The following is a 23,166-nucleotide window of genomic DNA, read 5'->3' on the forward strand; positions in this document are numbered from 1 at the left end:
GCATGACCCAGGGGGTCATGCGGCCGCCGGCCCTCGTCGATTCACCTGCCGTTTCACCTGTCAATGCACCTGTCGATGCACCTGTCGGTTCACACTTCGCGCGCCTCGCGGCCGGTGCGCATCAACACCCCCGCCGCGACCAGTCCGAGGACGCACGTGATGGCGCCGACAACGACGTTGTTCCAGATCATTCCGGCGTCGGGGAACCGTGTGACCACCCAGGGAGAGATGATCATCCATACACCGATCGCGGACATCGCCCAGCACAGGCTGTACATCCGGCGCGGCGCCGTGGTCAGGCCGACGCCCAGCAGGGCCACGCTGATGCCCAGGATGAGGTTGTTGACCGTGAGGTCGGGGCGGGTGCCCGAGAAGTGGACCACCCAGGGAGAGATGGCGAAGTAGAGACCGGCCAGGAGAACCGGCCCATCGACGAAGACAACATCCCTCGCACCGAGCATGCGTGCGTAGCGCTCGCGCATCTCGGTGACATCGGGGTGGCGCGTGATATCGCTCCTGTGGCGTGAGACGTCGGCCATACGACTCGCCTCCTTCGATCCATGCAAGTCTGACCGCGCAGTGCGGCGCTATGCCGCACCACCATTGTGCGCCTCACCTTGATTTATAGGTAGATGTCTGTTTGAGCTGCGAGGGAGTGGTTATGCCCGCGAAGCAGCCGGTTCAGGCCGGGAAGACCTGCTCGTCCTTGGCGTACCAGGCCCGGTCGAGGTCGGTCACATTCACGGTGGTCTGCACGGTCAGCCCCGGAACCGGCGCCAGATGGGCGCGCGCGACCTCCAGCACGGCGGCGGACAGCTCCCGCTTGGTCTCGGCATCCCGGCCGGACAGGATCGCCACCTCTATGTGGATCATGGCGTGGTGCGGGGCGCCGTCGGCCAGCACGGCGTCCTCCACCCGGCGGAACCGGGTCTTGCAGCCCGCGACCTGCGTATCGATGGTCTTGGCGACGACGGGGTGCAGGGCGAGGCCGAAGGCGCGCCGGTCGAGGGCATCGGCCAGGGTGTCGGAGTACTCGACGACGATGTGCGGCATGGGGAACGAGCTCCTTACGGGGTCGTGGCGGGCTCGCGCTCGCGCGGACCCGTTACGTGGGCATCGTCGCACTACGCCACCGGGACGAGCGCCGGGGGCCGGTCGTCTGCTTCAATATGCCTATGGTCAGCCTCCATAACGCCGCGACGGGTCCGCTCGACCTCGAGCCGTTCTGGCCGTCCCGGCAGGCGCACCACTTCGACCGCGAGTGTTGCCGCGCATCGCATGCGCGGGCCCGCTCGCTCGGCCGCTGACGTCGTCCTTCGACCACTCAGCCGCCCTGCTCCCGGGTGATCCCCGGCGGCCCGGCCCGCGCGCACGACGTCCACCGACGCCCCTTGAGCGCGAAAGAGCCGAATCCCATGACGAACGTCCGTAGTCTGTCCGCTTCTTCCACCTCCGCCTCCCCGGCCGCCACTCCCGGCCGTCATCCGCACCCCCCTTCCCATCCGCACCGACAGCGGCTGCGCGCCGTCGCGCCCGACGAGGTGCCGCCGGTCGCCGAACTGCTGCATCCCGGCGCCACCTGGCTGCCCGCTCCCGCCCATACGCTGCCCTCGCTCCCCGGGCAGCCGCCGATGGTCGGCTATCTCGTGCTCGTCCCGGCCGCCGACACCACGGCGGCGGGCCAACCCGGGCAGGGCGGCCAGACCGGGCCGGGCGGGCAGACCGGGGACCGTGGCGCGGTCACCGGCGACGAGCTCGTACGGATCGACCCCGACCAGCGCACCGCTCATGTCGCCGGGCGGCCGCTCGATCTGACGTATCTGGAGTTCGAGCTGCTGGCCCATCTCGTGGCGCATCCGCACCGGGTGCACACCCGCGACCAGTTGGTGACCACGGTGTGGGGGTACGGCCATGTCGGCGACGGGCGGACCGTGGACGTCCATGTCGCCCGGCTGCGGCGGAAGATGGGCCCCGAGCACCGGGGCACGATCGTGACGGTCCGCCGGGTCGGCTACAAGTACGCACCGACCGTCTGAGGCCCGACCGTCTGAGGCCCCCGACGCCACAGCGCGAAGCCCGCCGCGCCGGATCAGGCGACTTACGGCCTGATCCGGCGCGGCGGGCTGGTGTTTGCGGTGAGGTCAGCGGCCCATGGTCACCGGCGGCTGGTGGCTCTGCGCCCCGGGCGGCAGCGGCTCCTCGCCGTGCCCGCCGTGGTCGAGGCGCGGCAGCCAGGACAGCGCCCGCGGCAGGTACCAGTTGCGCTCCCCGAGCAGCGCCATCACCGAGGGCAGCAGCACCATCCGGACCAGCGTGGCGTCCACCAGCACCGCGACCGCGAGGCCGACGCCCATCTGCTGCATGTCCTGCATCTGCAGCAGGGCGAAGACCGCGAACACCGCGACCATGATGGCGGCCGCACCGGTGATCGAGCCCGCCGTGGACCGGATGCCGTCGCGGATCGCCTCCCGGGTGGCGAGGCCCCGCTCGTGCGCCTCACGGATCCGGGAGACCACGAAGACGTGGTAGTCCATCGAAAGACCGAAGAGGATCACCAGGACGAACAGCGGCATCCAGCCCTCGATCGCCCCGGCCGGCTCCATGCCCAGCGTCTCCGCGCCCCAGCCGTGCTGGAAGACGGCGGTCATGGTGCCGTACGCGGCCCCGACCGACAGCAGGTTGAGCAGAATCGCCGTGATGGCGATCGGCAGCGACCGGAAGCAGACCAGCATCAACAGGAAGGTCACGGCCGCGATGAACAGGAGCACCGGAAGGAAGCCGTCGGCGAGCTGGTCGTTGAAGTCGACGTTCGCGGCCGTCTCGCCACCCACGTACACCTTGTCCGAGACCGGGCCGAGGACCTGCGGGACGATGTCGTCCTTCAGGGTGCTCAGGGCGTGCTTGGAGGCGTCGTCGGAGCCGTTTCCTGCCAGCGGCACCTCGATGCGCGCCACACCCTCGCTCTTGTGCAGCTCGACCTTGACGGTCTTGCCGAACTCGCCCGAGGCGGCGAGCTTCTTCTTGAGGCCGGCCACCGCGCCCTGGAAGCGGGGCGCGGAGACATCGCCGGCCCGTACGATCACCTCGGCCGGGGAGGGGCCGCCGGGGAAGGACTCGGTGATCTCCTTGAAGGCCACCGTCAGCTTCGAGTCCTTGCCGAACTGCTTCTCCATGCCGAGCTGTTCGGTCTTCATCCCCAGCGCGGGGGCGCACAGGACCAGCAGCAGCGCGCCGGCGATGACCGCGAACAGGCCGGGCTTGGCCAGCACCGGCTTCATCAGCCGGCCGGAGATACCGCCGCTGGAGTGCACGCCCTTCTTGCGGCGGCGGTTGAGGAGCGGCACCCGCCCGGCGTCGATCCGGTCGCCGAGCCAGGACAGCATCGCGGGCAGCACCGTCACCGAGCCGAGCATCGCGGTGAAGACGACCAGGATGGTGGCGACCGCGAAGCCCTTGAAGAGCAGCAGACCCGACAGGAACATGCCCGACATGGCCAGCATGACCGTGATACCGGAGACCAGTACGGCCCGTCCGCTGGTCGCCGCGGCGATGCGCAGCGCGGTCTCGGCGTCCCGGCCCGCGGCCCGCTCGTCGCGCTCGCGGCGCAGGTAGAACAGGCAGTAGTCGACGCCGACGGCCAGCCCCACCAGGAACATCACGGACTGGGTGCTGGAGAACATCGGCAGCTTGTGGCTGGCCAGCGCGAGCAGGCCGAAGGTGCCGATGCACGCGGTCACCCCGAGGAACACCGGCAGCAGCGCGGCGACCAGGGCGCCGAAGACCACCAGCAGGATGCCCAGCGCCAGGGGCACGGCCGTGAGTTCGGCTGTCTTCAGGTCGCCGGAGAGGATGGCGTCCAGGCTGTGCGCGAAGCTGGCGTCGCCGACCTCGTACGCCTGGACGCCCTCATGGGCCGCCTCGGTCTGCTTCACCGCGTCGAGCACCGGCTCGATCCGCTCCCCCGCGGTGTCCGCGTCGCCCTTCATCTCAAAGCTGATCAGCCCCTCCCGGCCGTTCTCGGAGCGCACCGGCGGCTGGACCCGCATGGCCTCGCCGGTCTTCTTCAGCCGCGCCGTGAGGTCGCCCGCCGCATCCCGCCAGCCGTCCGGCTCGGCGCTGCGCAGCATCACCATCTCGCCGGCGGGGTCCTTGAGCCCGGCGTCCTCCAGGATCTTCTCGGCGCGCGCCGAGTCGCCGGTGCCGCCTTCGGAGTTGGTCATCTCATTGATGCCGGACATGCCGCCGATGACCGCGACGACCACGACGAACAGCAGCCAGCCGATGATCGCGGTCTTGCGGTGTCGGGTGCTCCACCCGCCGAGCCGTACGGCCAGGCCCCGCCTCGTTGTGCTCATCGCGTCTCCCTCCGGGAGGTGTGAGTCCTGACCGGAACCGGCAGGACTGAACGGACTGAAAGGACTGTTGAGGTCACGTCATCGACGCTAGAAAACGGCGGGCTCGCGCCCCAGCCGCACAAGTCCCCAATCCGCTGAAGCAAAAGGAGAGTCCCGGGGGTGGGGCTAGGTATACCTCGGGACGGGGGCAGGGCAGAGTGACCGGGGCGGCCGGGTCCGCCAGACTTGAACCGTCCGGCGATGGGGAGCGTCCCGCGCCGGGCGCGGGCCCCGGCGCGGGTCCCGCGGGAGCGGTGTCAGGGAGATGTCCGATGAGGGTACGCAAGGCGCTGGTGGCCGCCGCCCGTGGGCTGGTGCTCGCGATCGCCTCGCTGGCCGGGTCGATCACGCTGTTCGTCCTGGTGGTGCTGTCCCTGGCCTTCATCCCACTGGGTGTGGGGGTGCTCACCACCCCGCCCCTGCTCGCTCTCCTGCGCGCCCATGCCAATCAGCGGCGGCTGCTGGCCGCCCGCTGGTCCGGCCTCCAGATCCCCCTGCCGTACCGCGCTCTGCCTCCCGATCGCCGCGGCGGGCTCGTGGGCGTGGTGGAGCAGTGCTCCCTGCTGCTGCGGGACCCGGCGACCTGGCGGGATCTGTTGTGGCTGGTCGTCGACATGACCGCCGGGGCCGTCGTGGCGCTGCTGGCATGCGCCCCGATGCCGTACGCACTGGAGGGCTGGGTGCTGGCGCTGGGCACCTGGCACCCGATCGTGGGCGCCTCGGGCACCTACTGGTACGGGTTCGTCCCGGTCACCTCTCAGGCCACCGCGAACTACGCGGCTCTGCTGGGCTGTGGCCTCCTCGTCATGGGCATCTTCACCTCCCCGATACTGCTGCGCGCGCACTTCCTGGTCGGCCGGGCCTTTCTCGCGCCCACACCGCGGATGACGCTCGCCGAGCGGGTCCATCACCTCACCGAGACCCGGCACGACGCGGTCGACACCTCCGCCGCCGAGCTGCGCCGTATCGAGCGCGATCTGCACGACGGCGCACAGGCCCGGCTGGTCGCCATGGGCATGAGCCTGGGCACCGTCGAGGCCCTGATGGAGAAGAACCCGGCCAAGGCCAAGGAGCTGCTCGCGGCGGCCCGCGCCAGCTCCGCCGAGGCGCTGGCCGAGCTGCGCGACCTGGTCCGCGGTATCCATCCGCCGGTACTGGCCGAGCGGGGCCTGGGCGATGCCGTGCGGGCCCTGGCGCTGCGGATGCCGCTGTCCGTGGAGGTGGAGGTGGACCTCCCGGGGCGGACCGACGAACCGGTCGAGACGGCGGCGTACTTCGCGATCAGCGAGCTGCTGACAAACGCGGCCAAGCACTCCGGCGCCGACCGGGTGTGGATCGACATCCACCACGACAGCGACGCCGGCGCCCTGCGTATCGCGGTGACCGACGACGGGCAGGGCGGGGCGTCCGCCTCGGCGGGCTCGGGGCTGAGCGGGGTGCAGCGGCGGCTGGGCACCTTTGACGGGGTGATGGCGATCAGCAGCCCGGTCGGCGGGCCGACGATGGCGACGATCGAGATACCCTGCCGGCTCTCCGCCCAGCGCCCCACTGTCTGAGGAGTCGCTGTCCGAGGAGTCGCTGCCTGAGACCGCTGGGTTCAGGACTCTGAGGCAGCCGGAAACCGGGGGCGGAGCGTACGACACGGGTGTTAGCGTGCGACAGTCGGCCGCGGGACTCCGGTGCGACTTCCGGAACCCGCCTGTTAAGCGATGATTCGCAGCTCGTGCCCCCATTCCCCGGCCGACACCCGCACACCTTGCCGCCAGGAGACCCGAGATGGAGAACCGGACCGACCTCGTGGCGGCCGAGGACCTGCTGCTGTTCGTGAACGCGGCGATCACCTCGACCGGACAGCGGGAGTTCCGCTCGGGCGAATGGCGGCAGCGCATGTCGCTGGACTTCCTGCATGCGTATGTGCTCGGCAACTACCGGGAGCTGTACGCGGCGACGCTCGCGCTGGACATCAACCACCACAACGCGGCACTGATCGTGCGCAGGCTGCTGGAGACCGCCTCCGAGGCGTCGCCCGAGCAGCGCCGCACCGAGGGGCGGCTGATCGCCGGGCGGCTGGCCCTGCTTCCGCCGCAGCGGGTGTACCGGCTCTTCCGCGAGCTGCGCCGGGCCGGGGTCAACAACCGCCGTACCCGGGCCATCATGCGGGACTGGCTGGCGGCCCGCCCCGATCCGGCGCTCGACGCGGTCAAGTACCGCGCCGGGGTCAAGGCCGCCGCCCGCCATGCCCATCTGCCGCTCGACACCGAGATGGGCCGCTTCCTCTTCGCGCCGCACACCCGCAAGGCCGGCTTCTCCACCCCCCTGTTCGAGTCCTGGCGCCGCGCCCACTACACCCAGAGCGCGCTGTACGAGCTGCCGTACACCGTCGCCGAGGGGTTCGCGGTCAAGCACGGCATCGACCGGGGCGCCTTCCTGGAGCGGATCGCCCCGCGGCTGACCCGGCTGGAGCGGCTGCGGCTCCAGGAGTCGGCCCGTAAGCACCGGGCGGACGCGGTGGTCGGCGATCTGGCCACCATGCCTCTGACCCGGCTGGCGAGCTATGTCCTCTCCCTCCCCCTGGACGACCGGGTCCGCCGCCGCGAGGAGCTGACCGCCGCGCTGCGAGCGGCCGCGCGGCGCACCGCGGGCCCGCGCGCGGGCAGTTGGGGCCGGGTGGCCGCCGTACTGGACGACAGCTTCTCGGCCTTCGGCTCGGCGCAGAAGCGGCGCCGCCCGCTGGCGGTGGCGCTGGCCTGCCACTTTCTACTGGAGGCGCTGGCGGGCCAGTTGGTCCCGCTGTGGCTGTCCGGCCGCACCGACGCGCTGCTGATGTATCCGCTGGGCCCGACACCGCTGGGCACCCGCGTGCTGGACGCGCTGGAGCACCGCCCGGACCGGCTCGTCATCGTCTCCGACGGCTGGGACAACGCGCCGCCCGGCCTGGCCGGCGAGGTGCTGCGAATATGGCGCACCCGCCTGGACCCCCAGGGCCGCACCAGTGTGGTCCACCTCAACCCGGTGTACGACGCGGAGGACTTCGACGTACGGCGGCTGGCGCGGGAGGTGCCGACCGTCGGGGTGCGGGACGCGGAGGACCTTCCGGCCCTGGTGGAGCTGGCCCAGTTCGCGGAGGGCCGCACCCGCGCGGCCGAGCTGTGGACGCATGTGGACGCCCGCGTACGGCGGTTTCTGGAGGTGGAGGGGTGACGGGGGACACGAGGGACACGACGCTTGTGGCGCTCATGGGCCTGACCGCGCTGCCCTGCCAGGTGTGGGGCGCGATCCGTCTTGTGCCGCTGGTGCGGGACGAGCCGATCACCGATCTGCGGCTCGACGACCGGCTGTACGGCGACGACTTCGCGGCCGTTGCGGTCGACCGGCGCACCGCGTACTGCTCGTACATCCCGCACGGCTACGTGGCGAACTGGACCGACGACGGCACCCCCGCGTCCTCCTACGGCACCCAGCTGCGGCGGGACGCCGACGGGCCGCGCCCCGCATGCGTACCGCTGCGCCTCCACCGCCGGATGGCCCGCCGCGTCGACAAGAACCGGGTGCGTTTTCTCCCCCTCCACCTGGCCCTGGAGGGCTATCTGGCGCTGCACTTCGGCGGCCCCTCGGTGGTGTGGGAGGAGTGGTCGCACCGGGCGGTCAGCCGCGGTCTGTCGCCGCGGGTCGAGCAGGCGTATGTCGGGGCCGAGGTGGAGGGGTTGCGCGACGCGCTGCGGGTCTTCGAGATCCACCCCGGTCAGTGCGGGGTCATGGTCTACGCGGCCGACGCCCTCGCCGCCGCCTTTGTCGTGCCGCACCCCGACGACTACCGCGCCCTGCACCCCTCGCTGGTCCTGGACCTCTTCGGGGAGCTGATCCACCACTACACCACGCTGCACGGCCCGGTCCCCGAGTTCCGGGCCCGGATCGACGACGGCGCGGTGGGCTCACTGGCCGAGCTGCGGGCGGAGGCCGCCCGGCATCAGCGGGAGTGGGCCGAGTTCCACGACCACACCATGGCGGGCGGGCTGTCAGGCCCTGCCCGGGCGATCTTTGAGGGCCCGCGACGCCAGCTACGGCGCCTCGCCGCGTTGTCGGAGTCGCCCGAGTACGCCCAGTACGAGGGCGATCCTCCGCCTTGCGATGCACCGCATCTGACGCCGCGGCCTGATCCTCAAAGACCACCCGGGCAGGGCCTGAACGAGTCGTACACCCTCCAGCGCGTCCGCACGATGGGGCCCTTCGCCCTGTCCCGTTTTCTGCCGCCGTTCCATCGCAACACCGAGCAGCACATCGGCGAGACCATCACCCACGAGGACGGCCGGCTGGCCTATCTCAAGACCTTCCGCCTCTCCGAGGCCCAGACCCGGCGCGGCCATCTGCTCACCCTCCTCGCCGCCCACGACTGGCACTTCGGCGCGACCGCCGACGCCCTGGGGGTGAGCCGCGACCAGCTCGCCACCCGTGTGGAGCACGCGGGGTTCGGCGCGCTGCTGCGCCAGGACATACGCGACCACTACCGCGCGGCGGCGCGCAGGACGGCGCCCTGACGGTGCCCCTGTCCGATCGCTTGACGGGCTTCCGACCGACTCAGAACCCCGGCCGCCCCAGGGCCTGCAGCGCCTCCCGCCGCGCGCTGTCGTGGCGTTCCTGCCCGGAGCCGACGAGGGTTCTGGTCAGGCCGCTGTCGGCGTCCTCGCCGTGTTCCTTGCCCCAGCCCACGACGAGGGCGTCCACCTGCCGCTGCCCGACGTCGAACGTCTTCATGTTCTCCAGCATCGCCACCTGGCCCGCCTGGGCGACCTGGTCCTTGCCCCATTCGTACATGCCCACGTAGAGGATGGACTGGACCACGTTGCCGAGGACCGGCACGGCGGCGGGCGACGACGGAACGAAGTTGAACGCGACTGCGGGGACGGTGAAGGCGGCCGTCCGGACGTCCGAGGCCCACTGCACCGCCTTGTCCCTCTTGTCGAAGGCGATATCGGAGCTGACCCCGTCGTAGAAGCCGAAGGCGGAGGAGGCCGCGTTGATGGCGGCGGTGCGGTCGTTGGGGTGCTTGAAGTCCGTGCCGGCCAGCGTCTGCGCCGCGTACTGCCGCTCGGCGGCGTACATCCCGGCGTAGGCGGCGGGGTCCTCCGACACACCGCGCATGATGCGGGACAGCTCCTCGGGGGACACGGCCATACGGACCGTGCCGTCGTCCTTCCACACCCCGTCGCCGTCCGCGTTGACCTTGTAGTTCTCGTTGGTGCGGGACAGGATCTCGTGGGTGTCGGCCGTGTAGTCCATGAGCATATGGCCCAGGCTCGACCGCAGGTTGGCGGGCATCTCGTCGCCCTTCCAGTCCTTGTTGAGCAGCTTGATGGTGTCGTGCATGACCCGCGCCTCGGCCTCGGTGTGCCCGCCCAGCGGATGCTCGGTACCCGGCACATTGCCGGTGGCCGCCGCCTCCAGCGCCGCCCCCAGGCCCAGGCGGTTCGCCGGGTCGTCCCTGGTGGCGCTGCCGTAGCCGGTGGCGGTCTCCCACACGGGCCAGTCACGGCCCTGCAGCAGATACTTCAGGCGCTCGTTCCCGCCGTCCGCTCCGGGGTCGAGGTAGGACGTCGCGACGTCGGGCTGCTTGCCCATGATGCCGAGCACGGTGTCGAGCGGGTCGCCCGTGTAGTCCCCGTGGCCCGCGTTCAACTGCTTCCACCGGCCGGTCCCGAAGTCGTCCTTCCGCTCAACGGCGATGATGTCGTCGGCGACATCGGTCAGGAATTGCTTCCCGTAATTCTTGCCGTGCGTCATCAGATCGGCGAACGACTGGTAGCCGGTGAGCGGGTTCAGCTTCTCGGCGAAGTTCTCGTCGCCGACCTTGCGCAGACCCTCGCGCCACTTCTTGTAAAAGGGGTCGGAGGGAGACTTGGTGGCCGTGGCGATCGAGGTCGCCACGCCTTCCTGGAGGGCGATGAAGTCTTTCTTGTCATCGCCCTTGCCAAGGCTGTGGAACTTGTTGTTCAGCTCGATGACGCCCTTGGGGCCCATACCCGCCAGGAAGGTCTGGCTGAACGCCTTGTCGTGCTCGTTGTCCCGGAACAGCCGCTGGAATTCGGCCATCTCCTTGCCACTGAGCTTGTCGCCGGAGTTGAGCTTGGTCGCGAGCTCCTTGGCCTCCTTGGCCTCGACCTTCTCGATGTCGCCTTCCGCGGCGCCATTGAACCCGTTGACGGCCCCATCGAGGGGGTTGGGATCCTGCACCGCTGCCTTCAGCGCGAGCTTCACGCCCTGGTCGGCGTCATCGACCGCCTTGACCGCCGCCGCGATGTGTTCGGTCCATGACTGCTCGGTCCGGTGCAGGTCCGGATCGCGCCGCGCGGAATTGGCCGCCGCCTCGCTCGCCTTCGAGTAGTCGTAACTCGCGATTCCGGCGTCCGAGACCTTCATTCCGGCCTTCACCGCGTCCGCCACCGCGGACTTCACTTTCCCGCGCAATTCCACGAACTGGTGGTGGGCGTCGGTCAGCAGTGAGGCAATGGCCTTAGCCTCCTTCTGGGCGGCGGTGAATTGCCCGTCCGTGACTTCCATCGTGTCCGTAGCGACGAAATTCGCCTGGCCGTGCCAGCTTCCGTCAGTGCCTACCGATTTGACATCTTTCCGGTAGACCTTCTGAGCCTCCGAGAACTGCTTCGCGGCCTCCTTCCATTGCCCCGCGGCGGTCTCCAGGTACGACAGATCAGCTGTCATGACCTGGTGATACGTGAGCACGGTTTCCCCCATGACTGAGCGGCAGTGGTACGTAGGTCGAACCGCGACAGTACCTCTGACCTGGAGGAACGGGCCGATTTCTCGGCCCAGTTCATAATGTCGAAAGAAACCTGTCATAAGGAACGGGAAAACGGGTAGCGTCCACCACGGCATCTTTGTGACCCGGCTCACCCATGACCTACCTCACGAAGATTTCGGGACCTCCACCCGTACCTCCTTGCGGAGATCAGCGGCGATCTTGGCGGACTCGTCGAGGGTCAGGTTCTTCGTCCCCTCGTGCGGCACCACCACGGCCACCGTGTCGTAGTCGGCCCATGCGCACAGCGCCAGCGTGTTGGGCTCATCCGGGTCCGGCTCCTCATTCGACTTGATGAGCTGACACTTCATGACGCCGTTCTCGAAGCCCTCGGGCGACTTGGGCTCCGGGCTGCCCACCACCAGGGCGTCGCTGTCCGCACTGCCCGCCGCCTCGCTCTTCTTCTTCAGAGTGCTGAAGACCGTGTCGACCGACTTCTCCGGGTCCTTCACATCCCCATAGACGCCCAGCATCTCGAGTTTCTTCGCGTCACCGGAGGTGGCCCAGTCCGCGTTCACCCCCGTACCGGCCGTCAGGCCGAACTCCTGCGCGTCCTGGGAGTCCAGAGGTTGCGCCCTGCTGTCGTCTCCGTCACTCGTGTATTCGCCGAGCACGGTCCGGGGTGCGGTGATCCTGTAATCCTTGCCGTCGTCGGTCAGCTTCCCGTCGTCGCCGCCCCCCAGCAGCACGACACCCCCGACGATCGCCCCGATCACGACCACGGCGCCGATCACCAGGCCCGTCGCCTTGCCCTTGCCGCCGCCGCTCTGCGGGGGCAGCGGCATGCCGGGCGGGACGGGCGACGGGTATCCGGGCTGCGGCTGCTGCGGATAGCCGTAGCCGGGCTGCGGTGCGGCGTACGGGCCACCGCCCTGGGCATACGGATTCGGGGCCGGGTTCGGGACCCCCTGCGCGTACGGATTCGGGACCCCCTGCGGGGGCTGGCCGGGCGGCGGGCCCGGCGGCTGCCCCGGAGGCGGGCCGTACGGTCCTGGCGGCGGCTGGTTGTGGCTCATGCGCGGTGAACTCTCCCCCATGACAGATGGCTTGAACAGGCGTCATACAACGGGACGCGACAAGGAGTATGCCGGGTTCCAGATGCGCTCCCTGAAGGCGTACGGCGAGCGGGGGAACACACTTTCGCCGAACCAGAGACGCGCCATTTCGATACCTGCGGGTACTGAATACTCACGGGTATGCTACCGTGCGCGCATGCCAGACACAGAAAGTCACAACCGGCCGCCGGGGCCGGTCCCCCGCCTCCCCCGCGAGGAGGTACGCCGCCGGCTGCTCACCGCCGCTGAACGGGTGTTCGCCGAGCGCGGCTACGCCGACAGCAAGCTGGAGGACATCGCCCACACCGCCGGCTTCACCAAAGGCGCCGTCTACTCCAACTTCGGCAGTAAGCGGGAACTCTTCGGCGCACTGCTCAGTGAACGCGCCGAAGCCGAACTGACCGCCGTGATGGCCGGTCTCGACGAGGCCGGGGACATAGCCGCGCTCATCGATCAGGCCGCGCGTCTCGTCGCGCAGCGGATCATCCAGGACACCGAACGGGGTCGGCTCGGCCTCGAATTCGCCGCCCGCGCCACCCGCGACAAGGAGACCGGGGCGGTACTCACCCCCATGCGCCGCGCCCAGCGGACGGCGGCGGCCGGCGCCGTCCGCGCGGCCGCCGAACGCGTCGGCATCACACCGCCCATCGACCCCGAACTGGCCGGAGTGATCCTGCACTGCCTGACCAACGGCCTGTCCATGGAGCATCTCGTCGACCCCGAAGGGATCGACGCCACCACCGCCGAACGAGCGCTCGGCGCCGTGCTCGGCTGGCTGACCGGGGAGGCATCGCCATGAACCGCAAGGAATACGTTGACTGGCTGCGGAACTTGGGGATCCTTTTCCTGTTCCCCTTCCATACGGCGCGGATCTTCAACGACAATCCAGAGTTTTACGTCAAGGGCCCGGAGAACACCTTATCCTCCGCCTTGATCAACATCTCCTCCTTCTGGTTCATGCCGCTGCTCTTTCTTCTGGCCGGCATGTCGAGTTACCACGCGCTGCGAAAGCGATCGACCCGGGGCTATATGAAGGAACGTTGTCTGCGACTGCTGATACCGTTCCTCTTCGGCTGCCTTGTCATCGTGCCGCCGCAGGGGTACTACGCGATGAAGTTCCACCATGGCTATCGGGGCAGTTACCCGGACTTCCTGTGGTCCTACTTCACGGACTTCTCCGACTGGTCGGTGCTCACCTCGATCTCACCGGCACATCTGTGGTTCATCCTCTTTCTCTTCGTCATCTCGATCGCCGTGCTCCCCCTGATGCTCGAGGTGATCCGGCGCCAGTACACGCCGGCCTGGCTGAACGACCCGATCCTCGCACTGCTCCCAGCGGCCGGGCTTGCGGCGCTGTCCTTCCTGCCCGAGATCGGCGGGGAGAATATATTCACCTACACCGGATATGTCCTGCTCGGCTTTCTCGTCGCCACAAGCGATACGATCATCGACACCCTGGAAAAGGCCCGGCGCGGCTATCTTTGCATCGCCGTCCCCGGCGCCATCGGAATCGTTGCCGAGAGATTCACCACAGGCACGCAGACGGATCCGTTGTCCGCTGCCTGGCACCATCCGGTGTACTGGGCGACTCTGCTGGCCATGCTCGGATACGGGAAGCGGTATCTGGACCGCGCATCAGCCCTCATGAACTATTTCAACCCGGCGGCTTTTCCAGTCTATATCCTGCATCAGACCTATCTGATCATCACCGGGTACTACGTTCTGCGGACCGTGGAGCACGGGGCCATCGCCTTCGCGATCATCATGGTGGTGTCGTTCTGCCTCAGCATCGCGAGCTACGAGATCATCCGCAGAACACCAGGGCTGCGGACTTTGTTCGGCCTCCGGGCCCGGCCGGCCGCCGCGCTCCCGATCAGCTGAACTCCCAGATCAGCAGCCCGCCGCCGCTGCGCGACTTCCTGGCCAGTCTGCTGGACTGCCTGGAAGAACTCCCCCAGGGCTACTTCAACACCATGATCAGCGACTACTCGCAACCATAAGGGCGGCGGTCGCGTCCGCTTTGACGATGAACGAAAGAAAACGCCCCGTCGGAGTGGTTCCCTGGGCCGTGGCGGCGGGCACGGTCGCCTGGGGCCTGGCGGGGAGCTGGCGCGCGGAGCATATGCGCAACTACCCGTGGAACGTCTGGACGCCGATCGGCTATGGCGCGGCCAAAGGGGTCGTACTGGGGCTCCTGGCGGGCTGGTGCGCGGTCTGGTTCCTGCGCCTCGGGAAATCGGCCAAGTCCGGCCGGGCCCGGATGGCGGGCCTCGCCTTCACGGGCGGCCTGCTGGCCGGCATCACCCCCGGCACGATCCGCGACTTCACGGGCCCGCCCCAGCCCCGCACCCTCTACTACTTCGACGAGCCGAGGCCCGACGCCGAGTGGTACTGGCAGCCCCTGCTCTCCGAATGGCTGGCCTACACCGTCCTCCCCGCCCTCGGCTGCGCCCTCGCCCTGACAGCCGCCGCCCTGCTCGCCGCCCGCTCCTCCCGCCGCGACGCCCTCGGCTGGGCGGTACTGGCCGCGGTCGGGGTGGGTCTCCTGCTGCTCCCCCACTACGCGACCGCCGGGCTGCCCCAGGCGGAGGGCAATGGCCAGCACGTCAACGAATCCGCCACTGCGGCGATGACCGTCTGGGGTACGGGTCTGGTGGTGCTGGTCGGCTCCCTGGTACTGCGGAGGAGAATGAGGCGAGCGGCCAGCACCGCGTGAAGTCGCCTGCCAGAAAAGGGAGCTGTCGATGACCATCCGCCGCGTCATGCCGATCGTCCACTCCGAGGACGAGGACATGGAGCAGAACCGGGACTTCTACGGCCGGCTGGGCTTCGAGGAGGTCATGAACCACGGCTGGATCATGACCCTCGCCTCCCCCACCACCCCGGCAGCCCAGGTCAGCTTTATGACGAGCGACAAGACCGCACCCGTCTCGCCCGACATCAGCGTCGAGGTGGACGACGTGGACGCGGCGTACGCGGCGATGCGCGAGGCCGGCGCGGAGATCGTCCACCCCCTCCAGGACGAGGAGTGGGGCGTCCGCCGCTTCTTCGTCCGCGACCCCAACGGCCGCGTGGTCAACGTCCTGGGCCACCGCTGACACCCCACCACGCCGCGCGCGCTCAGTCAGTGATGTACCAGTTGTCCTTCAGGTACTCCAGGGTGCTGGTCCCGATCTCGTTTTCGGAGAAGGTGACAGAGGCCTTGACCGCTGCGGCCGGGATGTCGAACTTGTCGGGGCTTCGTACGACGACCTTTTGCGGGTCGACCGTCGCGGTCTGGAGGGCCTTCTTCTGCGTGGGCGAGATCATCTGGAACGTGACGAGGAACGTGGAGGTGCACGGACCGAACCCCTGGTCCTCCGCCTGCTTCGCCGCGGGCCCGGCCACATCGCAGACCGTCTTGATGTCCTCCCGGCCGACGGCGTGCAGATACTCCTCGTACCGCCGGATCGCCCCTTCCTTCGTCCTGGGCACGGCCTGGTCCGTGGGCTGGCCTGTGGGCTGATTCGTGGGCTGGTCCTCGGGCTGGTCCGTGGGCTGGTCCTTGGGCGGATCCGTCGGTGCCTTGTCGCCGGACCCACAACTGTCGTTGGTGAAGATGCCCGACAGCAGACGCCCCGGGTGCGGGCCGTTGGGCCCGTTGAACCCGCTCACATGTTGCTGCGACCCCCACCACCCGGCGTACCCCCACCAGGGCTCGCCGTCGACAGGGCGGGCATGTTCCCAGGTGCGCCACTCGCGGCCGCCCTTCGAGGGTCGATCGAGCGTGCCGTTCACCCACTGGTTCTTATCGGTCGGATAGGAGCCGTGTGAACCACGCGCCGAGTACACCGTCGGATGCCCGTCCTTCGGTTCCAGTTCCGACCACTTCACGCTGCACGTGTCCTTGCCGTGCTTCGCGAACGTCATCGCCTCCGGCTTGCCGTCGCGCACCTGGACCGCGACGCGCTCCCAGTCGCCCTCGTGCCGGTTGCCCGGGATCAGGTTGTTGTAGGCGTAGAAGAACCAGTAGACGTACGCCCCGCGCTTCGGGTCGGTCTTGTGCTTGTGGTACTCCCAGTAGACCGGCGCGTCAGTGCCCTCGCCCTTCCGCACCTCCTTCGGCGGGTCGAGGTAGAAACCGCCCTTGTCCTCCGTCGATTTGTGCCACTTCTCGCCGTGCCCGGGGCAGGACACCGGCTTGGACGAGGACTTCCCCGGCTCCACGTCCGCGTGCTGGTAGGGATTGTCTTTGCTCCCCAACCGCCGCGGGTCGGCCGGATCGGCCACCGGTCCCTCGTCACGGCAGAAGCCCTCGTGGTCGAAGCGCAGCGCGGACCGCCCGATGAACCGCGTCGCGTCCATCGGCAACAGCGACTCCCCCTTGGCCAGCCGCACGAACGGCGCGAACCGCGCGGCCTCGGCCGCGGACCCCTTCGAAGGCTCCGCCCCCGTCCACTCCTTCTCCTTCTCCGGCCCACACGCCACCAGCGCCACCGAAAGCGACACCGCCACGCCCATCATCGCCCGCACCCGAGCCCTCACCGGATCCCCCCTCGTCCGCCCGCCACCAGCCAGTAGCACGTCAAGAGGACATTACGCCGAATCTGGCAGAACGGTTCCCGGCAGTTCGCGGGGGGACGTTCAGCGGGAGGTGAGGGGGGTTTCGGACTCAACGCGGGTGAGCTTTTCGGGGTTGCGGACGTAGTAGATGCCGGTGACTCGGGCGTTCTCCACGCGGAAGGCCAGCACGCCGTCGATCACGTCGTCCAGGCGCAGGATGAGTCCGGGGTTGCCGTTGACCGTCGTGGTTTCACTGGTGAAGGAGCCCCCGGCCTTTTCGAGGCTACCGGCCATGTAACGGAGCACCTTGTCGGCGCCGACGACCGGCCGCAGGGCCGCCAGCCTGAGGCCGCCGCCGTCGCTGACGAAAACAACCTCCGGGGCGAGTACGTCGAGCAGCCCCCGCAAGTCCCCGGTCACGAGCGCGCGCTGGAACGAATGCAGTGTTGCCCGGGTCTCTTCCGGGGAAACCGGTGTACGCGGCCGGCGGGCGTCGACGTGCCGGCGTGCGCGGTAGGCGATCTGGCGTGCGGCGGCGGGGCTCTTGCCGATCGCGGCCGCGATGTCGTCGTAGCCGATGTCGAAGACCTCGCGCAGCACGAAGACGGCGCGTTCGGTCGGTGAGAGGGTTTCGAGGATGAACATCAGTGCAAGCGACAGGTTCTCGGACAGTTCGACGTCCTCGGCCACGTCCGGCGCGGTGAGCAGGGGCTCGGGCAGCCAGGGGCCGACGTAGGCCTCCTTGCGCCGTTTCAGGGTGCGTAGCCGGTTGAGTGCCTGCCGGGTCGTGATCCGCACCAGGTAGGCGCGCTGGTCCCGCACCTGTGCCAGGTCGACCTCGACCCACCGCAGCCAGGCCTCCTGAAGGACGTCCTCGGCGTCCGCCGCCGATCCGAGCATCTCGTAGGCGACGGTGAACAGCAGGTCGCGGTGGGCGACGAAGGCCTCGGTCGCGGGGTCGGTGCCGTGGTCGTTCATATCGTGCGCTTCACTCTCTCGTGGGTGGGCTACGGCGTTTCCAGGCGGTCGGTGCTGTCGCCGTGGGATGTGCGGGAACTGGCCTTGCGTGCCCCGGACGCCAACTGATTGAGGGTGGACCGGCAGGCGATCTCCTTGACGTTGGCACCGAGCCGCCCGCTGATGTGGAGCGCGTTCACCCTGTCGTCCAGGTAGGAGAACTGGGTGACACCCGCCTTTCGGCCGAGGCTGAGGCACTGCCCGGCGAACAGCAACCGGACGGGAGCGGGTGTTTTCCCCGCGATCCGGCGCAGGATCGTGGCGGCGGCCCCCGTGCCCAGCTGCACGGCGGCCTGGCAGCTCATCCGGAACGGCCGGTCCGTCATCACCGCCGCGTCCCCGGCGGCGACGATACGGACGTCGTCCACACTGGTCAGCGTCGCGTCGGTGAGCAGACGGCCTTCGGTGTCGGTGCGCAGCCCGCTGCGGGTGGCCAGGTCCGGGACACGAAATCCCGCGGTCCAGATCGTCACCGCGCTGGGCAGCTCGCGGCCGTCGTCGAGCCGCACGGCGTCGCCTGTCACTTCCGTCACCCGCGCACGGGGACCTTCGAGGACGGTCACACCCAGCCCGGCAAGCCGGCGGGCGACCGGCCGGCGGACCCGGGCATGCAGGGAGGGGCCGAGCGCGTCGCCGCAGACCAGGGTGACCTTACGGCCCAGTTCCGCCAGCTCGGCGGCGGTCTCCATGCCGGTCGGGCCGGCCCCGACCACGGTCACCGGAGCCGACACGGGCGTCGCGTCCAGCGCCGACCGCAGTCGTTCCGCCCCTTCGAGGTCCGACACCGAATGAGCGAACTCCGCCGCTCCGGGCACACCGGGATCGGCGGCGCCGCTGCCCACCGCATAGACGAGGTAGTCGTACGAGACCGTGCCACCGCCCGCCAGCGACACCCGGCGCTCGGCAGCGTCGATCCGGGTCGCGGTGTCGACCACCAGCCGGACGTTCCCGCCCAGAACCCCGCCGAAGCCCTCGACCGCGTCATCGGAGCCGGACACAAGCTGGTGCAGACGGATCCGCTCGACGAAGTCGGGACGCGGATTGACCAGGGTCACCGACACACCGTCGCGCCGAGCCAGGCGATTGGCCGCCTTCACGCCCCCGTACCCGCCGCCGACCACGACCACCTCGACGTTCCCGTTCATCATGTCTCCCTCGCGTTATGGACTCGGCCTTGAGACACCAGCCGCGTATCCGGCGTAACAACGCGCGAATGAGACGTAGCCCACATCGGACGCCATGACCAGCGCCCGGGATCGGCTCCTCCACCCACCCCCTCTTAAATCATCGCTTGATGCAGTACTTGATGTAGGGCAAGCACTTTTTTAAGAGCAGGTGGGGGGAGAGCCCCTAGGGGACGCCCGCCAACCGGGGACGACCCCTTGGGCCGGACGGCGACGACGCCTCCGCGCCCCCTCCCCTCCCCGCCGCTGGCCGCTGTGCGCCGAAGGCGCGAGACGATACCCGCTCACGGCAACCGGACCATGCCGTCCAACGGCGCGGGCCTGTTCGTCGCGCTCCCAGGCCCCGGTCCAGCGCACCGCTGGTCCCCCCGATCGACCACCGCGCGGCAGCAGTCGCGGCGGAGCGCAGCGGAGCCTGCTTTGAGCTCAGCCGCGCCGCTCCGCAGGCTTCGGCGGCGCGAGGGCGAACCACACCGCCTTGCCGGTGACGCCCGCGTCCTTGTCGGTGTAGTCGACCACGCCCCAGTCATCCGAACACGACTCGACGAGCGCCAGCCCCCGGCCGCCCTCGTCGTCGACCTCGGCCCGCACGGGCTGGGGCAGGACCGAGCCCGAGTCCCATACGGTGACGCGGAAGTCCGGGGGCTTCGGCTGCCAGTCCATGCTGACGTAGGAGTCGGTGGTGGTGTTGCGCAGAGCGTTCGTCGTCAGCTCGGAGACGAGGAGTTCGGCGGTGTCGACGATGCAGTCGAGGCGGGCCGCTTTGAGGATGTGGCGGATGGTGGCCCGTACGACGCCCACGGCGCGGGGGTCGTGGGGGATGAACAGGCCGTAGGACCAGGGCTCTTCAGGCGTGCGCATGTGGCAGCCTCCAGGTGAGTACCTTACGTGACTGGCGCCACACCCAAGGTAGCGCCACGAGTTGCCAATTCACAACACGATCAGCACTCTTCGTGGTTGAGTAGTCACACTAGCCACTACGAGGGAGGGCGTATGGGACTTCGGGCCAACCCCACGTACCGTCAACGACGCTTCGGAGCTGAAGTTCGCAAGTTGCGCGAACGTGCTGGCCTCAGCGTTGGCCAAAGCGCCGCGGTAATGAGCATGAACCAGTCGCACATCAGCAACGTCGAGTCCGGACGCACCGGCCTGTCGCCGGAGCGGCTGCGCGCTCTCGCCAGCGCCGCAGGCTGTGAAAGTACAACCTACGTTGACGCGCTTGTGGCGATGGGCCAGGCGTCAGGCAAAGGCTGGTGGAGTGCGCATCGCCAGAAGGTGCCCGCCTCACGCATGGACACGGCCGAGCTGGAGGCCGGTGCTGTTGCGATGCTCTGCTACGAGCCGACGTTCGTGCCGGGGCTGCTGCAGACCCGAGAGTACGCGACGGCGATCCACCAGGCCGGGTACGTCCCCGCCTCGCGTGATGAGAACGACTCGTCCGTCGAATTCCGGCTGGAACGCCAGAAGGTGCTCACCGGCGAGCGGCCTCCACGTCTCCACGCCGTCATTCACGAGGCCGCCCTGCACACCACGTTGAACGGCCGCGATGCCATCATGCGCGGTCAGTTGCTTCGCCTGATCGCGCTGTCCCGGCTCCCCAACGTGACAGTCCAGGTCCTGCCCTTCGACGGGCCCGTGCCGTTCGGCACGTCCTTCACGCTGATCCAGCCCGCCATGGCGGAGTTGAGCACGGTGATCGTGCCGCACATCGAGAAGTCGCTCTACCTGGGGGACGGTGACGCAATCGCTCGATACAACGAGGTTTTCGCTACTATGTGCGAAGTGGCGTTGCCTCCTGTCGATGCGACGGTTTCACCGGAGGCACATGGCGTGAAGGACTCGCTGGGGTTGATCCAGCGGATCCTCTATCCCCTGCTCTAGGAAGGCGCACACATGTCTCAGCTCACGTGGCGCAAGTCGAGCTTCAGCGAGGGTCACACGGACACGTGTGTGGAGATCGCAGCAGACCCCACCGGCACCCCCCACCTCCGGGAAAGCGACGACCCCCACACCGTAATAACCACAACCCCCACCGCCCTCCGCGCACTCCTCCGCACCATAAAAACCGGCACCCTGGACCATCCGGCCCGCTGATAACCCCCCGCTCACCTCACAGCGGTACATTCGTCGGATTCGGTCACGTCCCCCACCCCAGGGGCCCGACGAAGTCTTGGAGCCGCCGTGCGCGTTGTCCTCGCCGAAGACCTCTTCCTCCTGCGGGACGGTCTGGTCCGGATGCTGGAGGCATACGACTTCGAGATCGCGGCGGCCGTGGACACCGGGCCCGATCTGACCCGCGCGCTCGCCGAGCTGAAGCCGGACGTCGCGGTCGTGGATGTACGGCTGCCGCCGTCGTTCACGGATGAAGGGCTGCAGTGCGCGCTGGCGGCGCGACGGGCGCGGCCGGGGTTGCCGGTGCTGGTGTTGTCGCAACATGTGGAGCAGCTGTATGCGCGGGAGCTGCTGGCCGATGGCAGCGGTGGGGTGGGGTATCTGCTCAAGGACCGGGTGTTCGACGCGGACCAGTTCATCGACGCGGTGCGGCGGGTCGCGGCGGGCGGGACGGCGATGGATCCGCAGGTGATCTCACAACTGCTGACCCGGCGGTCGCAGGACAAGCCGATGGGGAACCTCACGCCGCGCGAGCGGGAGGTGATGGAGCTGATGGCGCAGGGGCGGTCCAACGCGGCCATCGCCGCGCAGCTGTTCGTCACCGAGCGGGCGGTCGCCAAGCACACCTCGAACATCTTCGGGAAGCTCGGACTGCCGCCGTCCGACGACGACAACCGCCGGGTGCTGGCCGTACTGGCCTATCTCGACCGGGGGCACGCCCAAAGCTGAAACCAAAGCTGGAACCAGAGCTGGAACCAGAGCTGAAAAGCGTGTCCACAGCCCCGCTTCACACGGCACAATCCCCGTCGTGGAGATCACCGCACGCGAACTCAACCGAGCCACGCTCAGCCGTCAGCTGCTCCTGCGACGCGAGTCACTGGGCGCCCTCGACGCCGCACGCCGCATCGTCGCGCTGCAGGCGCAGCACGCCGGCTCGCCGTACGTGGCACTGTGGAATCGGCTGACCGGATTCGCCCCGGCGGAGCTGGACGCCGCGTTCACCGGCCACAAAGTCGTCAAAGCGACCTTGATGCGGATCACCCTGCACGCGGTCCACGCCGACGACTACCAGGTCTTCCGCGAGGCGATGCGGCCGACCCTCTACGCCTCCCGGCTCGGCTACCGGTTCGCCGCCGCCGGGCTCACGCCTGCCGACGCCGATGAACTCGTACCGGAGCTACTGACGTTCGCCCAACAGCCCCGCACGACGGCCGAGTTCGACGCGTGGCTCGAGGAGCGGCTCGGCCCCGAGAAGAAGGCCGGCGCGTGGTGGGGGCTGCGGGCGTACGCGCCGCTGTGGCACGCGGCGACCGGCGGGCCGTGGTCCTTCGGGGTCCGGCCGTCGTATCGCGCCGCGCAGGCAGGTCCATTGCGCTTGGGGCGGGAGGTGGATCCGGACGCGCTGCAGCGGCTGCTCGTGCGCTATCTGGAGGGGTTCGGACCGGCTTCGGTCGCGGATATGGCGCAATTCGCCATGGTTCAGCGGACGCCGATACGCCAGGCGCTGCGCGCACTCGGGGACGCCGTCGAAGAGCTCCAAGGGCCGGATAAGGCCGCGCTGTTCGATCTCCCGGGCGCCCCGCGCCCGGCCGCCGAAACCCCCGCCCCGCCCCGGCTGATGGCGATGTGGGACAGCGTCCTGCTCGCGTACGCGGACCGCAGCCGGGTGATCCCTCCGGACTACCGCCGGGAGGTGATCCGCGTCAACGGCGATGTGTTGCCGACGCTGCTGGTCGACGGGTATGTGGCCGGGGTGTGGCGGCCGGTCGAGGGTGGCATCGAGGCCATGGCCTTCCATGAGCTGTCGGCGGCGGCGTGGGACGGGCTCGCCGCGGAGGCCCGTTCGTTGCTGACGCTGCTGGCCGACCGCGACCCCCGTCTCTACAGCCGTTACGACCACTGGTGGGCCAAGCTCTCCGGTGCCCAAGTGCGCGTACTGCCGGGCCAGTCGCAACAGTGACTTTGCGGTGAGTATGAGACAGCGACATCACGTCCTCGTCACGGCAGGCGACGACCGAGGCGGCGGGCTGACGGGCGGCGATCTCCTTGGC

Annotated in this window: 22 protein-coding genes; 13 read left to right on the forward strand and 9 right to left on the reverse strand. The window is 69.1% G+C overall.

The genetic code is table 11. The annotated features are described in order from the left end of the window. Nucleotides 1-89: 89 nt before the first annotated feature. Complete coding sequence (locus ACWDSL_RS39510; protein WP_014180335.1) at nucleotides 90-539, reverse strand: SPW repeat protein; 450 nt, start codon at nucleotides 537-539, stop codon at nucleotides 90-92. A gap of 142 nt (nucleotides 540-681) precedes the next feature. Further along, the gene (locus tag ACWDSL_RS39515) at nucleotides 682-1,053 is read right to left on the reverse strand and encodes a 5-carboxymethyl-2-hydroxymuconate Delta-isomerase (protein WP_450492791.1); all 372 of its coding nucleotides are present in this window, start codon (nucleotides 1,051-1,053) and stop codon (nucleotides 682-684) included. Nucleotides 1,054-1,175: 122 nt separating this feature from the next. Here ACWDSL_RS39515 and ACWDSL_RS39520 point away from each other — a divergent pair, with 122 nt between their 5' ends. Together ACWDSL_RS39520 and ACWDSL_RS39525 are read left to right on the forward strand one after the other, a co-directional pair. Beyond that, complete coding sequence (locus ACWDSL_RS39520; protein WP_450492792.1) at nucleotides 1,176-1,307, forward strand: hypothetical protein; 132 nt, start codon at nucleotides 1,176-1,178, stop codon at nucleotides 1,305-1,307. Nucleotides 1,308-1,415: 108 nt separating this feature from the next. Further along, complete coding sequence (locus tag ACWDSL_RS39525; protein WP_450492793.1) at nucleotides 1,416-2,036, forward strand: winged helix-turn-helix domain-containing protein; 621 nt, start codon at nucleotides 1,416-1,418, stop codon at nucleotides 2,034-2,036. A 105-nt stretch (nucleotides 2,037-2,141) separates the two neighbouring features. On the opposite strand, the gene ACWDSL_RS39530 is transcribed toward ACWDSL_RS39525, so the two are convergent. Then, on the reverse strand, nucleotides 2,142-4,355 hold the full coding sequence (locus ACWDSL_RS39530) for an MMPL family transporter (RefSeq protein ID WP_450492794.1): 2,214 nt from the start codon (nucleotides 4,353-4,355) through the stop codon (nucleotides 2,142-2,144). Nucleotides 4,356-4,666: 311 nt separating this feature from the next. Here ACWDSL_RS39530 and ACWDSL_RS39535 point away from each other — a divergent pair, with 311 nt between their 5' ends. From ACWDSL_RS39535 to ACWDSL_RS39545, 3 genes are all read left to right on the forward strand, one after another. Then, nucleotides 4,667-5,950: a sensor histidine kinase gene (locus ACWDSL_RS39535; RefSeq protein WP_450492795.1), complete on the forward strand. Its 1,284-nt coding sequence runs from the start codon at nucleotides 4,667-4,669 to the stop codon at nucleotides 5,948-5,950. A gap of 220 nt (nucleotides 5,951-6,170) precedes the next feature. Then, nucleotides 6,171-7,595, forward strand: coding sequence for a hypothetical protein (locus tag ACWDSL_RS39540; RefSeq protein ID WP_450492796.1), 1,425 nt, complete (start codon nucleotides 6,171-6,173; stop codon nucleotides 7,593-7,595). Between the two features lie 35 nt (nucleotides 7,596-7,630). Further along, nucleotides 7,631-8,929, forward strand: a complete 1,299-nt coding sequence (locus tag ACWDSL_RS39545) for an ARPP-2 domain-containing protein (protein WP_450492810.1) — start codon at nucleotides 7,631-7,633, stop codon at nucleotides 8,927-8,929. 40 nt (nucleotides 8,930-8,969) lie between these two features. Here ACWDSL_RS39545 and ACWDSL_RS39550 read toward each other — a convergent pair whose 3' ends face one another. Together ACWDSL_RS39550 and ACWDSL_RS39555 are read right to left on the reverse strand one after the other, a co-directional pair. Next, on the reverse strand, nucleotides 8,970-11,108 hold the full coding sequence (locus ACWDSL_RS39550; protein WP_450492797.1) for a hypothetical protein: 2,139 nt from the start codon (nucleotides 11,106-11,108) through the stop codon (nucleotides 8,970-8,972). 204 nt (nucleotides 11,109-11,312) lie between these two features. Continuing rightward, nucleotides 11,313-12,221, reverse strand: coding sequence for a hypothetical protein (locus ACWDSL_RS39555; protein WP_450492798.1), 909 nt, complete (start codon nucleotides 12,219-12,221; stop codon nucleotides 11,313-11,315). Nucleotides 12,222-12,417: 196 nt separating this feature from the next. Here ACWDSL_RS39555 and ACWDSL_RS39560 point away from each other — a divergent pair, with 196 nt between their 5' ends. From ACWDSL_RS39560 to ACWDSL_RS39575, 4 genes are all read left to right on the forward strand, one after another. Continuing rightward, a complete protein-coding gene (locus ACWDSL_RS39560; RefSeq protein ID WP_450492799.1) occupies nucleotides 12,418-13,059 on the forward strand; it encodes a TetR/AcrR family transcriptional regulator in 642 nt (213 codons plus the stop codon). Further along, entirely contained in the window at nucleotides 13,056-14,141 is a 1,086-nt protein-coding gene (locus ACWDSL_RS39565; protein WP_450492800.1) for an acyltransferase family protein, read from the forward strand. Before ACWDSL_RS39560 ends, ACWDSL_RS39565 begins: the two co-directional genes overlap by 4 nt. A gap of 145 nt (nucleotides 14,142-14,286) precedes the next feature. Continuing rightward, a complete protein-coding gene (locus tag ACWDSL_RS39570; protein WP_450492801.1) occupies nucleotides 14,287-14,976 on the forward strand; it encodes a hypothetical protein in 690 nt (229 codons plus the stop codon). A gap of 28 nt (nucleotides 14,977-15,004) precedes the next feature. Further along, the gene (locus tag ACWDSL_RS39575) at nucleotides 15,005-15,358 is read left to right on the forward strand and encodes a VOC family protein (RefSeq protein WP_450492802.1); all 354 of its coding nucleotides are present in this window, start codon (nucleotides 15,005-15,007) and stop codon (nucleotides 15,356-15,358) included. Between the two features lie 22 nt (nucleotides 15,359-15,380). Here the strand turns inward: ACWDSL_RS39575 and ACWDSL_RS39580 are convergent, their stop codons facing one another. The 4 genes from ACWDSL_RS39580 to ACWDSL_RS39595 all read right to left on the reverse strand — a co-directional run bounded on the left by ACWDSL_RS39580 (nucleotide 15,381) and on the right by ACWDSL_RS39595 (nucleotide 19,864). Beyond that, the gene (locus tag ACWDSL_RS39580) at nucleotides 15,381-16,784 is read right to left on the reverse strand and encodes a PT domain-containing protein (RefSeq protein WP_450492803.1); all 1,404 of its coding nucleotides are present in this window, start codon (nucleotides 16,782-16,784) and stop codon (nucleotides 15,381-15,383) included. Nucleotides 16,785-16,883: 99 nt separating this feature from the next. Beyond that, nucleotides 16,884-17,780, reverse strand: a complete 897-nt coding sequence (locus tag ACWDSL_RS39585; RefSeq protein WP_450492804.1) for an RNA polymerase sigma-70 factor — start codon at nucleotides 17,778-17,780, stop codon at nucleotides 16,884-16,886. Nucleotides 17,781-17,809: 29 nt separating this feature from the next. Further along, complete coding sequence (locus tag ACWDSL_RS39590) at nucleotides 17,810-18,964, reverse strand: NAD(P)/FAD-dependent oxidoreductase (RefSeq protein ID WP_450492805.1); 1,155 nt, start codon at nucleotides 18,962-18,964, stop codon at nucleotides 17,810-17,812. A 465-nt stretch (nucleotides 18,965-19,429) separates the two neighbouring features. After that, nucleotides 19,430-19,864 carry an ATP-binding protein gene (locus ACWDSL_RS39595; protein WP_450492806.1) on the reverse strand — a complete coding sequence of 145 codons (435 nt, stop codon included), beginning with the start codon at nucleotides 19,862-19,864 and terminating at the stop codon, nucleotides 19,430-19,432. Nucleotides 19,865-19,996: 132 nt separating this feature from the next. Here ACWDSL_RS39595 and ACWDSL_RS39600 point away from each other — a divergent pair, with 132 nt between their 5' ends. From ACWDSL_RS39600 to ACWDSL_RS39615, 4 genes are all read left to right on the forward strand, one after another. Then, nucleotides 19,997-20,884, forward strand: coding sequence for a helix-turn-helix domain-containing protein (locus ACWDSL_RS39600; RefSeq protein WP_450492807.1), 888 nt, complete (start codon nucleotides 19,997-19,999; stop codon nucleotides 20,882-20,884). A gap of 12 nt (nucleotides 20,885-20,896) precedes the next feature. Continuing rightward, entirely contained in the window at nucleotides 20,897-21,097 is a 201-nt protein-coding gene (locus tag ACWDSL_RS39605) for a DUF397 domain-containing protein (protein WP_450492808.1), read from the forward strand. Between the two features lie 87 nt (nucleotides 21,098-21,184). Continuing rightward, a complete protein-coding gene (locus ACWDSL_RS39610) occupies nucleotides 21,185-21,844 on the forward strand; it encodes a LuxR C-terminal-related transcriptional regulator (protein WP_089506261.1) in 660 nt (219 codons plus the stop codon). A gap of 79 nt (nucleotides 21,845-21,923) precedes the next feature. After that, nucleotides 21,924-23,075: a winged helix DNA-binding domain-containing protein gene (locus ACWDSL_RS39615; RefSeq protein WP_450492809.1), complete on the forward strand. Its 1,152-nt coding sequence runs from the start codon at nucleotides 21,924-21,926 to the stop codon at nucleotides 23,073-23,075. The last annotated feature ends 91 nt before the right edge of the window (nucleotides 23,076-23,166 follow it).

The organism is Streptomyces sp. NPDC000941 (assembly GCF_053599555.1).